The following is a 14,370-nucleotide window of genomic DNA, read 5'->3' as shown; positions in this document are numbered from 1 at the left end:
CATCTTCACCGCACGCGGTCGTGAGATCGAAATCGAGGAGCGCGGGAAGAAGCGCAGCTACACTACCACCGGCGATCCATTGACGGAACTGCAGGAGCTGATGAAGCCCTTCACGCCGCTGGAAACGCAGCCGCTGCCAGTTTTCCACGGAGGTGCAGTCGGATACCTGGCGTATGACATGGTGCGCTTCTTTGAGCCGACGCTCTCGCCACCACCCAAGGATGAACTGGGCCTGCCGGACATGGTCTTCATGGTCACCGACACCGTGCTGGTGTTTGATCACCGCACCCGCCGCCTTTCCATCGTGGCCAACGTGCACACTGATGAGCATGCCACACTGGAGGCTGCCTACGACTGGGCGCGCGAGCAGATCGCGGATGTCATTGCCAAACTGGAGAAGCCGCTGGCTGCCAGACCGCTGCAAACCTTTGCCCCCGTGGGTCAGCTGCCACCGCCGGTGAGCAACACCACGCAGGAAGAATACGAGGCGATGGTGCTCAAGATGAAGGAGTACATCGGCGCCGGTGACATCTTCCAAGGCGTGCCTTCCCAGCGCTTTGAGACGGACTACCAAGGCACCACGCTGGACCTCTTCCGCGCTCTGCGGCACGTGAATCCCAGCCCTTACATGTTCTGCATCGACTTCCCGCAGGGCTTCGCGCTGGTCGGCAGTTCGCCGGAGGTTCATGTGAAGTGCATGAACGGCCGCATCGACATCCGCCCGATTGCCGGCACACGCTGGAGGGGCAAGACCCCTGCAGAAGACGATGCGCTGGCGCAGGAACTGCTGGAGGATCCCAAGGAACGCGCCGAGCACATCATGCTCGTCGATCTCGCACGCAATGATGTCGGACGTGTGGCCGACTACGGCACCGTGCGCGTCAGTGATCTGATGATCATCGAACGCTACTCACACGTCATGCACATCGTCTCCAACGTGGACGGTCATCTGCGTGACGACAAAACCGCGTATGACGTCATGCGCGCTACCTTCCCCGCCGGCACCGTCAGCGGCTCGCCCAAGGTGCGCGCGATGGAGATCATCAACGAGTGCGAGAAGAGCAAGCGCTGTGCGTATGCCGGCGCGGTGGGTTACTTCGGCTTCGATGGCAACCTTGATTCGTGCATCGCCCTGCGCACCTGCGTTGTGAAGGATGGCAAAGCCTATGTGCAGGCAGGCGCTGGTGTTGTGGCTGACTCTGTTCCTGCGTCCGAGTATCAAGAAACGATCAACAAGGCCACCGGCATGCTGCGTGCGATTCAATGGGCGCGTCAGTTGAGTGCACCGTGAGCTGATTGAGTTGCTCACACACTAATCACACGGTGCTAACAAGCTAATCACAGAGTTGCTCACAATGCGCGAATGCATCACCCAGAAACAGAGAACCCCCCGGCATGCGAAGCCGGGGGGTTCCATTGGCGATCCAGCAACCAACAACGATAGAGGACCGATTGGCACGAAATGCTTTAGCTGAGGAAGCTTGCAAACGTGGCCCGCGAGTTGCCCCACGGACGACGACATGTTAAAAAGTTTTGCCCCTCCCGTCAACCTGCCCACCCTTCTTTTGCAAAAAGAAACCGCTGAGTCGCAATCCTGAGAGCCTAAAACGCCCAATTGTTATCAAAATTTTAGCAAACCGAGTCTTGACACCTGATCTGTCACTTTCGACCAACCACTACTCAACCGAACACACGCCATCATGCCCTCCTCCCAAGACCTCGGCCAGCTCCTCCTCATGGGTGTCCCCGGTGCCGAACTCACTCCAGAAACCGCCGCACGGCTCAAAAAACTTCAGCCCGGTGGCTTCATTTTATTCGGTCGCAACATCCAGACCCCCGAACAGGTCCGCAAACTGATCGATGACCTGCGCGATATCTCAGATGTCGAACCATTCATCACGATTGATCAGGAAGGTGGCCGCGTCTCGCGTCTCCGCCTGATTGGTGAAGAACCACCGAACGCTCAAGCGCTGCGTGACAAGGGAGATCCCGCACTGATCAAACGCCATGGCAAACTCACCGGGCAGATTTTGCGCCTGTTCGGTTTCAATCTCGATCTCTGTCCCGTGCTGGACATCTCGTATGATGATGCGGCGGACAATTCTCTCAAAGGCCGCACCTATGGCAAAGACCCGCAGCAGGTGATCGACAACGCGGGCGTCTTCAATCGCGCCATGCGCGCCGAAGGCATCCTGAGCTGCGGCAAACACTTCCCTGGCTATGGGCCGGCGGAATGTGATCCGCATGAGTTCCTGCCTGTCATCACCAAGAGCCGCGAAGAGATGGAACGCAGCGAACTGCTGCCCTACTCCGCGCTGCTGCCGGAACTCGACAGCGTGATGACCTGCCACAGCAACTATACCGCATACGATCCGGACCGTGGCCGCTGGCCTGCAAGCCTGAGCCATAACATCGTGACGAAGCTGCTGCGCCATCAGTACGCCTTCGATGGCTTGGCCATGACCGATGACCTCGACATGGGAGCGATTCTGAATGAAGTCACCTTTGAGCAGGCTATCCAGGAAGCCGTGCGCGCCGGCAATGACCTCGTCATGATCTGCCATCGCGTCGAAATGGTGGAGCTGGCCCGTCAGCACCTCGAAGGCGTCGAAGCCCCGGCCCTGCATGATGCTTTGATGCGGATCGAAAAAACCAAGAAGCGCCTGGTGAAGCCGGACCAGTTCAATCTCGACCGCTTCGCCGCCATCAACCGCGACATCTGGCAGCTCCGCGTCGACACCCTCGGCGAAGAGGCCGCCAAAAACCTCAGTGTCGAAGACGGCAAACGTTCTCCCGTGGAGCTGTATTGATATCCTGATTTGTTGAAAACAGGTTTGCAGTCGGAGGGGGGATCATCCTGATACCCCATCTGGAGCGCTTGAGATGTTCGCACCCGCTGGGCGATATGTGAGCGTGAGGGATCGGGACGATCCCTCTCCTCCAGAACGCTGACGCGTTCGCAAAGCAACTGAGGAGTATTCCTCTCGATGGATTCACACGCAGCCTAGAGTTTTTTAACTGCGAGTGCCGGCCACCATCTACAAGCTCTTGTCGATCAGCAGCGAGGCTGAACGCCGCGGATTCGGGTGGTAGCCGTTCATGGCCGCGCGGATGCGCTTCGCACGATCCACACAGGCCTCGGCCTTTTGGAAATCGCCCGAAGCCTTGTACACCGCACCCAGGTTGATGAAAGTCTGGGAGAGGTCGGCAGGGTCCATCTGCCCTTCATTGAGATTCTGCCGGATGGCGAGCGCCCGTTCATGCATGGCCTGCGCGCGATCCACATCCATGCTGCTGTAGTAGAGCACGCCGAGATTGTTGTAGACGGAAGCCACGCGTGAGCTCTGTTCGCCATCGATGCGCTGAAAGGTTTCCAGCGCTTCGCAGTAGTAGCCCTCGGCTTTTTCAAAATGCCGCAGCTGTTTGAAAATCATGGCCAGGTTGTTCTTGATCGTGGCCACCTTGTCGCTGTCTTCCAGCCCATTATCAGCGCTGATGCTCAACGCCTTTTCATAAAACTCAGCCGCCTTGTCCATGCGCCCCCAGCGATCATAAAGATGCGCGAGGAGCGAGTAGATGCCGGTCAGCAGGTCGGGGTCCTGCTTGCGCAGTTCCTGCGCACGGAAAAGCCCCTCACGATAGAGCGACTCGGCTTTGCGGAAATCCCCCTCCTTCTGCCGCAGATCAGCAAGAACACTGATCTGCTCAACCAAGGCACCAACGCGTACCGGATCGTGGTATGCAAGCCTCCGCGCCTCCTCGACGCTGCGGGAGGCGGAGGCAATTTGGCGCTCCAATGCGGTATCCACGTTGGGTTGAAGAAGGGTTCATGAAACCGGGCGGGCGGAAAGCCCGGCCAGACTCGGGCTAGCTGGCGTCGCGATAGGACTGTGCGAGATTGACGATGGTGTTGCGTGCATGCGCCATCATGTCACGAGAGACGCCGTTGTTCTCATACCAGTGCGTGTAGGCGTGGTTGTCGAACATGATGTCGAAATTGGTGATGAGGCGCTCAAACACAGCAGCAATGCCGGTGTGATTGACCAGAGCCAAGCCACTGGAGGCAAAGCCTTCAGGAGCGGTTTCGGCCACACCCATTTTGATGCCAGTCGGCACGTAGCTGGCGAAGTTCAGGCTCTTGCGGATGGCCGCCATGTTTTCCTCAACTTCCTTGGCTTTCACATCACCACGGAACAGGGCGCAGGCGGAGAGATACACGCCGTTGGTCCAGTCGATGGCAGCCGTGAAATTGTCCTGAGAGAACGTTTCACGTGCGATGTCGGGGAAATTGATGCGGACCTGCCCCTCCTGGCCGGGACCACGCATGGGAGCAAACGAAGCCGTGAGGAAGTGATTGCCGGGGAACGGCACCAGATTGGTCACGTATTCGCTGAGATCAGTGTTTAGTTTTCCAGGGAACCGCAGGGAGGCAGTCACCGAACTCATGATGAGGGCGATGATGTGGTTGAGGTCCATGTAGTTCGGGCTGCGGTGCAGCTTAGACTTCGCAATGCGGAAGAGCGCTTCGTTGTCCAGCAGCACGGCGGCATCCGCGTTGTCGAGAATGCGCTGCAGTGTGAGGATGGCGTTGTAGGGCTCGACGGCAGAGTCGGAGATCAGAGGGGACGGAACCACCGAGAACGTGAAGATGCGCTTCTTGGGATAAGCCTGGCGCAGACGCTCCAGGATGAGCGAGCCCAGACCCGAGCCTGAACCACCACCGATGGAGTGGGTCATCATGAAGCCCTGCAGGGACTTGGTCTTTTCCACGGCGGCATCGATCACATTCATGATCTGGTCGATGATGCGCTCACCTTCGACGTTGTAACCACGCGCCCAGTTGTTGGCAGCACCGGGGATTTTTCGAATGATGCAGCTCTCGTCAAACAGCTGCGCCATGTCACCGCCTTCGATTCGGGCGATCACTCCAGGCTCAAGGTCCACCAGAATGGCACGCGGGATGTATTTCCCGTCACGGACCTTGTGAAAGAACACCTCCATGTTCGTGTTGGTGGCGGCAGTCGTGTTGCCATCCTTCAACGTACCAGCCTCGGTCAGGCCATGCTCACGCAGCAGGAGCCGCCAGTAACGGTCGGCGATTTGATTGCCACATTGTCCGACATGAATGCTCAGAATCTCTCTCACGGTTATTCCTCCAAACGGTTGATTTATCGATTGCCTGATTTGTTGTTCTTAACGACGACGGTCAACGAGGTCACGCAGACTCATGCCACCTCCGCGGCTGTCATCCCCGCCGGCGCTGCTGCGCGGGATGTCTGATGCGCTGTCCTGAACCTTGGCTTTGGCGCCGCTTTCCTCGGCCACCTGATAGCTCTGAATGAGTTCCTGGGCGGAGGCGCGGAGTGCATTGATCTGCTCTTCAGACATGCCTTCGTTGAGGTACCAGTTGGCGAAGGCCTTGCGCTGCCAGAGCTTGTCAAAGTTGTGGCAGATCCGGTCAAGCACACGGGCGATCTCGGTGTTGTTGGCCAGAAGCACCATGCTCTTGCGGTGGGAGATGCCGGGCTGCTCGACGTAGCCGATCTTGAACGCGGTGGGAATCCAGTAAGTCAGCGGCAGCTGCTCACGCATCGCTGCAAGGGCGGCGTCTGCCAGCGGCTTGTCGTCCATGATGCCACGGTAGAGCACCGCGGTGCTCAGGAAGCGGCCTTCCATGGGGGAACAGGCGGCAAAAACGGAGCCGTTGTCAAACAGGCTGCGAATCATTTCCTCGACGCCCATTTCTTCAAACTTGCTGCGGTCAGGCGGGGTCAGCGGCGCAAAAGCGCACATGAGGAAGTGCAGCGAAGGCTGCGGCACCAGATTCGTGAGCAGCTCACGCAGGCTGATTTCCACGGTCAGGAAGCCGCTGAAACGCATGGAGGCGGTCAGACCGGCAAGCGCCTCGGTGATGAGCAGGTTGAGGTCATCCACCGTCGGGCTCTCGATGTTCCATTTGCGGTGGGCGAGTTCGAACAGCGCTTCATTGTCGAAGATGAGGCAGGCGTCTGCCGAACGGCGCAGCGTGTTGAGCGTAAACACCGTGTTGTAAGGCTCGGTGACCACCGAGGAAACCTGCGGGGATGGCAGTACCGCGCAGCTCAGCACGGGGAATTCAGGATACTTTTCTTTGACGGATTCAATGAGCAGGGCTCCAAAGCCGGAACCCGAACCGCCGCCCGTGGCATGCAGAACAAGAATGCCGCCGACGTTGTCGCACTTGTCGATTTCGGCATCGAGCCGACCCATGACTTCTGGCAGCACCTCGCGGCCTGCACCCAGATAACCCACGGCAAAATTACCACCGGCACCTTCCGTGCGGCTGATGAGGTTGCCAGGGTTGAAGAGCGAGCCAGAAGAGGCCTTGATGTTGTCGATCACGCTTGGCTCGAGATCCACCATCACGGCACGCGGCACATAGCTGCCGGAAGTGGATTCACCGAGTTTGCTGAAAAACGCGCTCCAGTTTCCACGCGGAGTTTGGCCCTGGGCGGTCTGGCCTGTCATCGGATCAATGCCGTGCTCCTGACAGATGGTTTTCCAGAAAGACGCGGCAATTTGATTGCCGGCCTGACCGATTGAAATAACGATAGTGTTGTTGACCTTCATCAGTCTCTCCTAATTTTCGCGGTTTCTAATGTGATGTGTACTGCCTGCATTTGAAAGTGTGATAGGCCACCAGCCACACCACGCCGGTGATTCTCATCCGGCATGTCCCGGACTTCGCAATCAAAGCGGCATTGTTTGCGGCGCTTATCTCCACTAAAGGTAGTTTTACCTGTGAGTGAGCCGTGAGTCCAAGCAAATTCCGTGCTTTCGTGAGGAATCCCACGCCAAAATGGCTGCAATATTGAAATGCGGGCGATGGCTGGGATCACGGTGTTTCTTTGCGTTTCGGCGGCAAGGGTGCGGCGGTGGAAATGGCAGGCATCTGCCCTGTCCTGCTTTCCACCTGTCCCTGTTTCATGCGGTCGATCTCCTCTTTGGAAGGAAGAATGGCACGACGAATGGTGATGGGGGCTTTCTCCGGCTGCTTTGCAGCAGTGACTGGAGGGACAGAGGTATTTGCGGTTTGCGGCGGGTTAGTGGCAGCAGGCGTCACCGCGACAGTGGTCGTCGCTGCATCTGCCGCCACCGGCTTCGTCGTCGGCTTCACTTCATTCACCGGAGCCGGCAAATTGGGCGGCGGGGCGGGAACATCTGTCACTGATGCCACCGCTTCCGGCGCAGGTTTGACGGATGGATTCGGCACAGCCTCCTTCATCACCGCCACAGGTTTGACGGGAGCGGCAACGACAGGAGCAGGTTGTGGTTTGACTGGTTCAGCTTGAGCCGGAACCGGCTTGCTCTGGACGGTCTTCACGACCGCAGGGGGAGCATCTTTTTTACTGACCGCAGGTCCTTCAGCTTCCGCAGAGGAAACCACAGGCTGCGCTGCAGCACCCGGCTCCTTTTTACCGCCCATGAAAATCCATGCGCCAATGCCCAGAATCACTGCGGCAGCTGCCGCGATGGCGCCCACTGGCAGACTGCGCTTTTGCTGGACCAACGAGTTGAAGTCATGCGTCTTGATCCCGCGCTTGATGGGGGAAATGGGCTCGTCCTCATGAGCTCCGGCTGCGGCATCATTCGCATTCCAGTCATCGTCAAAATCCGACACGGAACCGACGCTTTCCATCTCCTCCAGCGCCACCGAATTGCTTCCACGCAGACGTGTGGCCAGATCAACCGTCGGCGCAGTCAGCAGCCCCTCGAACTTGTCGATGAAATCACCCGGACTTGGGGTCTTGCCCGCACGGCGGATCAGTTCAAGGCACTCGCGCACATATGCGGCGGCGGCCTCAGGAATGGATTCAGGAAACTGCGGCACACCTCCGGTCTGGCGCTCACCTGTCAGCAAATAACCTGCAAGCGCCACAAATGAACGATGCCGGAAATCACGATTCTGCAAATGCTCCTCCTGCTGCTGCCCTTCGGTGAGGTCCATGTCCACCAGCAGAGGCTCATAGAGGCTGCGCATGGTCATGTGCGGACGCAGCTTCACGACAAACGAAGGCCAGGCGTCCAGGCGCTTCTGCATCAGCCGCTCCAGTTCACGCGAGAGCAGCGGACCATTTTTACCCACCCGCAGCAGGATATTGGAAGGGTGCAGATCCACGCGCTGCACGCCACACTCCACCGCCTGATCAAGCCCAGCCCGGATTTGGCGCATCAGCACCGTCACTTCAGCAGGGTTCAGGGTGATGCGTTCCGCCATGAGGCGGCTGAGTGCAAAGCCAGGCTCCCGCTCTTCGGTCAGGAAGGTCCAGTCAGGACTTTCCCACAGACTCAGAGAGCGGAGGATGTTGGGATGCCGTTCAGGATTGAAACGCCACATCTGCAAGGGCACTGCCTCGTAGCGGGACTTGTCCACGATTCGCGAAGGCGGCAGCAGGTGCACCGTGACCGACTGCCCCAGCTTGGTATTGATCGCAGGAATGGAGAAGGGATAGCGACGTGCGTGATCCGCATCCTCCACGCGAAATCGCGTTCCGAGAATGGTTTCGACCGGCACATCCTCCAGCAGCAACTCCTGCAGCTGCGACTGTGGCAGCAGTGAAGAGTTCACCACCAGGTGTTTGCGGAAATTGCGCGCTTTGATGTTGCTCGAAAGCGCACTGAACGCCTCGCGCACATCATCACGCAGCTTTTCGATCGATGCCGGAGCATTGTCGGGGTCGGTGAGTGCGGCTCTGACCGCTGTGCGCAATCCCATCGGCAGCTGAGTCAAGGCAGGGAAACGGTCCGGATTTTCGCCGGCATAAGGCTGCCCGGTCAGAAGAAGGAAAATCAACCTGCAGGCTTCCACCACCAGCCGCGCACCACTTTGCCCCTCAGTCCCTGCATCCAGCTGAGACAGGCCGTAATCAAACACACGAAGCTGCAGGAATGTATCCTCCAGGGTCGTGACCAGCACGCGATCCAGATGCATGCGCGAGACAAGACGTTGAAATCCTTGCAGCTGAAGCAGGTCATCCAGCAGCTGATACACGAGCGCCAGCGCCGTCGCGGGCGCCACTGCGCCGCGCCTTTGGGTGTAATGCTCGACAAACTCACCGTCGTTGAGATTGCTGGTGTAATAGACGAGCCCCTGATCCTCACCCACTTCCAAAATGCGCATGAAGGCATGCCCACGGATTTCCGAAGCCTGGCGGGCACGGTCAAATGCGGATCTCTTCATTGCCGCATCCAGTGTGCTTCCTCCGCGCAGCACATGAAGTTCGACCAACCGGTGAATCCGGTTGTCGAAGGCCAGAAAAACCACCTCGTCCTTAGAACGCACCAGCTCGACCGGTGCACCACCGGTTCGATGAGCCACGGAAAGGCTGCCAAATTGCTGAAGCTCTTCAATCATAACAAGTTAATGACCATACTGTGAAATAATACCGACTAGAGAGTGGGGGCAATAGTTCACATATATGTTCTAATTTATAAGGGTTGTGGCTCAAAATTGCAAAGTTTATTCTGAAAAATCTGGTAATTTTACATTGTTAATAAACCAGCGTTTAGAGCTCAAACCATAAAAAGCATAGTCTGCCTAGGCTAATCTCAACAAGCTCAAAGGATACCAAGTGAACTCACAAAAATGCAAGATTAGCATCTCTGAAACTCAGATTTGAGCCAAGCACGTTCTTCGTTTTATTTCTTATCGCCGCCCACCAGAGAGGATCTGCTGGCAGGAGTGCTCCCGGCAATCGTAACAAGACGCTTTTTCTCATCTGCGCTCCATTGATAGGCCACATCAGAAAGCACGTTGTGTGCCGCAATTTTGATCTCTGCCGCATTCGCGGAACCTGGATAGGCCAGCATCTCCCACAATGTGATAGCATTCCCCTTCACTCGGTCCAGCAGCAGTTTGCACACACGCAGGCGGACCTCCTCATCTTTGGGCGGGTCCAGATGAAGCCAGACCAGCAGATTCAGGTACTGCGGGCTGTCGAAGGGCAGTTCCTGGCTTTTTCCTGAGAGCAGCTTTTCGTTTTCCTGCCAGCCGCCGGTTTTTGCCAAAGCATGCTGTGCTTCAAAAAGCTTCATCTCAGCGGCCTTTTTCTGCAGTTCTTTTTTCCGCCATGCCTCCATCTCGGCAGGAGTCGAGAGCGTCGCAGCCGGCTTTAAAGTATCCAAAATGCCGAGGACAGATTCCCGTGGCAGGATCAGCACCGGCACCAGCACGGTGAGCAGCATCGCCAGGCAACCACAGAACCAGGGCAGAATAAACCGCGCCAATGGCCCAGCATGCGGATGCGGAGGAATTTCTCGGGTAACTCTCCCGGCTGCCGGAACCAGCTCAGGCGCGGCCTTCGCCCCTCCTCCGTTTTCTGTTTTCGCAGTCACCAGCTTTTGGGTCAAATCCACCAGCTTTTCCTGCTGATGCGCAAATTTCACCGCCAGTTCCCACCAGTACTCGGGCAGCACCGCCTTGAATAGGTCAGCGCCTTCCATGTCAGTCGTCAAACACTCCGACAAATGGTCCAGCGCCTCGCGCTCCGCCTTGCTCTTCCAGGTCCAGGCCGTCTTGGGTTTGCGCAGACGCACGTCCCAGAAATCACGTTCGTCCTGCACGGCGCTGCACACCACGCGGCCGGCTGCCAGCCAGCGCTTGGCATCTGCCAGCGCCTCCTTGTGCTCTTCCCCTGCCAGTGGGAGAGCGGCACTGTAAAGCTGCTCTGCACGTGAAAATCGCGTCACCGCCAGTGTGGCGGCCAGAGCCAGCATGACATCCACTGCACAGGCGTTTCTGGACGCATGCGATGCCACGATCGCATCCGCGAGTCTGGAAAGGCGGTGCGTCTCCCCGCGTGCAGCCCAGCGGGATGCCACCATGCAGGTCACGTTCACCTCTCCGCTGCCCATTTCAATGACCAGGTCGGGGATGCGTGCGAGTTCTGCGAGCTGATCCTCGTCCTGCTCAAACATCTCGGCAATCAGCAGACTGCCCGCCGCCGCCCACTCCGGCTTTGAAAATGCCTGGCAGCAAAACGCATCAAAGTGCCCAGGAACAGCGACTTTGCCAGCAACTGCACGCAGCAGGCTCTTGGCACTTGTACGCAGCTCCTCCGGCAGCCCTTTATCGATCATCACCTCGATTCGAAGCATCGTCTCGGTGTCGATCGCACTGCTGGAAGAAGCATCCAGCACCTGGCTGGAGGACATCTTCGAGGCGGATGCTGAGGCGCTGTTTCCCATTTTCAGCGCCATTGATAAGACGAATCACGCCAGATGCAACGCGTGCGTCATTTAGGTGACCAATTCGCTCATGCGATGATCTCCTTCGCAACCGTGCCGTAAACATCCGTAAGACGGAAATCACGGCCTGCATAACGGAAGGTAAGCCGTTCGTGATCAAGGCCCAGCAGCGCCAGCACCGTCGCGTGCCAGTCATGGATGTGCATCTTGTTCAGCACGGCCTCGTAGCCGTAGTCGTCGGTCATGCCATAATTCATGCCGCCCTTCACCCCGCCGCCGGCCATCCACATGGAGAAGCCCTTGTTGTTATGATCGCGCCCGTCTTCGCCCTGGCTGTGTGGTGTACGGCCAAATTCCCCGCCCCAGATGATCAGCGTGTCCTTGAGCAGTCCTCGCTGTTTCAGATCGGTTAGCAGCCCGGCGATGGGCTTGTCGATCGCCCCGGTGTTGCGTTCCAAGGAGGCCTTCAGATTGAAGTGCTGGTCCCAGTTGCCGTTGGTGAGTTCGATGAATCGGACGCCAGCCTCAATGAACTTGCGCGCCATCAGGCACTGCTTGCCAAAGGCATCCGTCTCCTGCTCATCAATGCCATACAGCGCCTTCGTGGCCGCCGTTTCCTTGCTCAGGTCCATCACCTTTGGCACCTCAGCCTGCATGCGAAACGCCAGTTCATACGATTCGATCACGCCTTCCACCTCGGCGCTGACACCGCCGTCCTGCTGCATGCGCGCTTTGTTGAGCGCCTGCACCAGATCCAGCTGCGTACGCTGTTCTTCGGTCGTGTAGCGGCTGTTTTTGATGTTCGCCACGGTGGCCTGTTCTGTACCGCCGAACCGCCGGCCTGCGGCACCACCGCCGGGAAGAGCGTTGCCGCCGATCTTGGTGCCCTGATAAATGGCAGGAAGGAACGCGCTGCCGTAGGTGCGTGTCGCGTTGCCGGGCGGATTGACCGTGATGAATCCGGGCAGGTTTTCATTCATCGTGCCCAGACCATACAAGGCCCATGACCCCAGCGACGGCCGCACAAACTGCGTCGTGCCGGTGTGGAGCTGGGAAAACGCCTGCGGATGCGCCGGCAGATCCGTGGCCATGGAATTCAGGATGCACATCTCATCCGCATGCTTGCCCAGATTGGGAAACAACTCTGAAATGTACAGGCCGCTTTTGCCCTGCCGGTTGAACTTCCAGGGCGAGGCCATGAGCTTCGCCGTGCCATAGCGTCCGGCCGCTGAGGGTGCCCCCTTCCCGTTGTCCGCGATCAGCTTCGGCTTGTAGTCAAACGTGTCCACATGCGAGGGCGCGCCCTGCATGCAGAGAAAGATCACATGCTTTGCACGTGGCGCGAAATGCGGCGTTTTCGGTGCCAGCGGCCCCGTGGCGGCCTGCGGATTGGCGCGCAGCGCCTGTTGCTGTGCCAGAGCGGCAAAGGCCAGGTAGCCGAAGCCGTTGGAACTGGTCTTCAAAAACTCGCGCCGGGAGAAGGGTGTCTTGTTCATGATGTCGGAGGTGCTTTAATTAAGGTAACGAAACTCGGCGCTCGCGATCAGGCTCTGGCAGAAGGCGGACAACGCGGCAAACTCCGCCTGCGCCTTCGCCTCTTTGCTGGTGCCTTTGTCCTTCGCAATCTGCTGGGGAAAGCGCATCCAGAAATTGCCGATCGCAGCTTTCTCCTGCGCCGTGGGTTCACGGCCAAACGCCAGTTCATAAGCGTAGCTCAGACGTTCGGCGGAATTGCCCGGGTGCTTGGCGATGCGTACCGCAAACGCATCCGCTGCACTCTGTGCCTGCGGGTTGTTCATCAGATACAAGCTCTGCGAGGGCACGTTCGTCGTATCGCGATCCCCATTCACCAGACTCGCGTCCGGGTAATCAAAGACCGAGAGCATTTCAGGAATCTGGTCCCGGATAATCGGAATGTAGATCGAACGATAGGTGTAGGCCTTGCTCATCATTTCACCACGGAAAATCGAGAGCAAACCCTGCCTGCCTTCCCCCGCACGGGCCACGGGAGAACCATCCACCGGATACAGATTCAGCGATCCGCTCACCGCGAGCATCGCATCGCGGATCGCCTCAGCCTCCAGCCTGCGCTGGTTCATGCGCCAGTGCCACTTGTTGTCAGGATCGACGGCATAGTTCGCAGCATCGTAGCCCGAGCCCATCTGGTAGGCTCGGCTCATCATGATCTCATGGATCAGCTTCTTCACCGACCAGCCGTTCTCCATGAACGAGACCGCTAGGTAGTCCAGCAATTCAGGGTGGGATGGCTTCTGGCCCATCGCGCCAAAGTTGTCGGGCGTCGGCACGATGCCGCTGCCCATCAGTTTCAACCACACGCGGTTGGCCATCACACGTGCCGTCAGGGGGTTGTCCTTCGAGGCGATCCAGTAGGCCAGGTCCAGCCTGCCGCTGCCGCTTTGCGGGCCGATATTCAGCGGCTCACCTTTCGCACACAGCACCTCCACCAGCCCACGTGGCACCACATCACCGGGCTGCTTGATGTCGCCACGGATGAGGATCGGGCTGTTGAAAGGACTGGTGCGGTCCAGCACCCCCATAGCCAGTGTGCGCGGTGTGCCATCTTCATAAAACAGGTCCACGTCCGCCTTCACCTCTTCGGCACGATCACGCGCACCGCGGATGCGCAGGAAGCTTGCCGCTCCCGCCTTCTCGCGATCCTGCTGGCGCATGGCGAAAACTTCCTTCTGCGCCTCGGCAGCGGCGGTTTTCGCCCGCTCATAGTTGGCTTTAAGCTCAGCCACTTCAGATGGTGAAATCTTCGCGAGGGAGGCCGTCTGCCCGGCTGCACGATCCAGCTCGATCAAGCCAGCGGTATTGTTGTTCTGCAATTGCTCATACGTACCAAACAGCGTCTCGCTGCTCAGGAAGATGCCCGCCAGCGCGTAGTAGTCGCGCTGCGTCACGGGATCAAACTTGTGATCATGGCAGCGTGCGCAGGCCAGAGTCAGTCCCAGCATGGACTGCGACACGGCATCGATCTGCTCATCCACCACATGCATCGAGAACTGGCGGCGGTCACGGTTGTTGTGTCCCTTGGAACCGATCGCCAGAAAACCCGTGGCCACGATCTTGTTCGCCTGATCGCGCTTGCCTTCAAACTTCAGAAGGTCTCCCGCAATCTGC

At 58.3% G+C, this 14,370-nt stretch carries 9 protein-coding genes; 2 read left to right on the top strand and 7 right to left on the bottom strand.

Annotated elements, in window-relative coordinates; all coding sequences use genetic code 11:
• Nucleotides 1–1,291, top strand: a 1,291-nt coding sequence (gene trpE / locus ACIREA_RS12635; protein ID WP_397382633.1) for an anthranilate synthase component I, incomplete at its 5' end; no start/stop codon positions are given.
• 409 nt (nucleotides 1,292–1,700) lie between these two features.
• Nucleotides 1,701–2,810 (top strand): glycoside hydrolase family 3 N-terminal domain-containing protein, encoded by a 1,110-nt coding sequence (locus ACIREA_RS12630; protein ID WP_397382632.1) that lies wholly within the window; start codon nucleotides 1,701–1,703, stop codon nucleotides 2,808–2,810.
• A gap of 228 nt (nucleotides 2,811–3,038) precedes the next feature.
• Here the strand turns inward: ACIREA_RS12630 and ACIREA_RS12625 are convergent, their stop codons facing one another.
• The 7 genes from ACIREA_RS12625 to ACIREA_RS12595 all read right to left on the bottom strand — a co-directional run.
• Entirely contained in the window at nucleotides 3,039–3,797 is a 759-nt protein-coding gene (locus tag ACIREA_RS12625) for a tetratricopeptide repeat protein (protein ID WP_397382631.1), read from the bottom strand.
• A gap of 70 nt (nucleotides 3,798–3,867) precedes the next feature.
• On the bottom strand, nucleotides 3,868–5,145 hold the full coding sequence (locus tag ACIREA_RS12620) for a tubulin beta chain (protein WP_397382630.1): 1,278 nt from the start codon (nucleotides 5,143–5,145) through the stop codon (nucleotides 3,868–3,870).
• Nucleotides 5,146–5,193: 48 nt separating this feature from the next.
• Nucleotides 5,194–6,609 carry a tubulin beta chain gene (locus ACIREA_RS12615; RefSeq protein WP_397382629.1) on the bottom strand — a complete coding sequence of 472 codons (1,416 nt, stop codon included), beginning with the start codon at nucleotides 6,607–6,609 and terminating at the stop codon, nucleotides 5,194–5,196.
• A 265-nt stretch (nucleotides 6,610–6,874) separates the two neighbouring features.
• Complete coding sequence (locus tag ACIREA_RS12610; protein ID WP_397382628.1) at nucleotides 6,875–9,394, bottom strand: hypothetical protein; 2,520 nt, start codon at nucleotides 9,392–9,394, stop codon at nucleotides 6,875–6,877.
• A 284-nt stretch (nucleotides 9,395–9,678) separates the two neighbouring features.
• Entirely contained in the window at nucleotides 9,679–11,193 is a 1,515-nt protein-coding gene (locus ACIREA_RS12605) for a hypothetical protein (protein ID WP_397382627.1), read from the bottom strand.
• 101 nt (nucleotides 11,194–11,294) lie between these two features.
• On the bottom strand, nucleotides 11,295–12,722 hold the full coding sequence (locus ACIREA_RS12600) for a DUF1501 domain-containing protein (RefSeq protein ID WP_397382626.1): 1,428 nt from the start codon (nucleotides 12,720–12,722) through the stop codon (nucleotides 11,295–11,297).
• Between the two features lie 15 nt (nucleotides 12,723–12,737).
• A partial coding sequence (locus ACIREA_RS12595; protein ID WP_397382625.1) for a DUF1553 domain-containing protein occupies nucleotides 12,738–14,370 on the bottom strand: 1,633 nt, incomplete at its 5' end.

The organism is Prosthecobacter sp. (genome assembly GCF_044373815.1).
GTDB lineage: Bacteria > Verrucomicrobiota > Verrucomicrobiia > Verrucomicrobiales > Verrucomicrobiaceae > Prosthecobacter.
The sequence above is the reverse complement of the archived record's forward strand: the minus strand, read 5'-3'. Positions and strand labels throughout refer to the sequence as shown.

Bases quoted from the DNA above. Each gene is read 5' to 3' on its own strand.
- ACIREA_RS12615 (WP_397382629.1), bottom strand. From the start codon at position 6,609: ATGAAGGTCAACAACACTATCGTTATTTCAATCGGTCAGGCCGGCAAT.
- ACIREA_RS12610 (WP_397382628.1), bottom strand. From the start codon at position 9,394: ATGATTGAAGAGCTTCAGCAATTTGGCAGCCTTTCCGTGGCTCATCGA.
- ACIREA_RS12605 (WP_397382627.1), bottom strand. From the start codon at position 11,193: ATGTCCTCCAGCCAGGTGCTGGATGCTTCTTCCAGCAGTGCGATCGAC.
- ACIREA_RS12630 (WP_397382632.1), top strand. From the start codon at position 1,701: ATGCCCTCCTCCCAAGACCTCGGCCAGCTCCTCCTCATGGGTGTCCCC.
- ACIREA_RS12600 (WP_397382626.1), bottom strand. From the start codon at position 12,722: ATGAACAAGACACCCTTCTCCCGGCGCGAGTTTTTGAAGACCAGTTCC.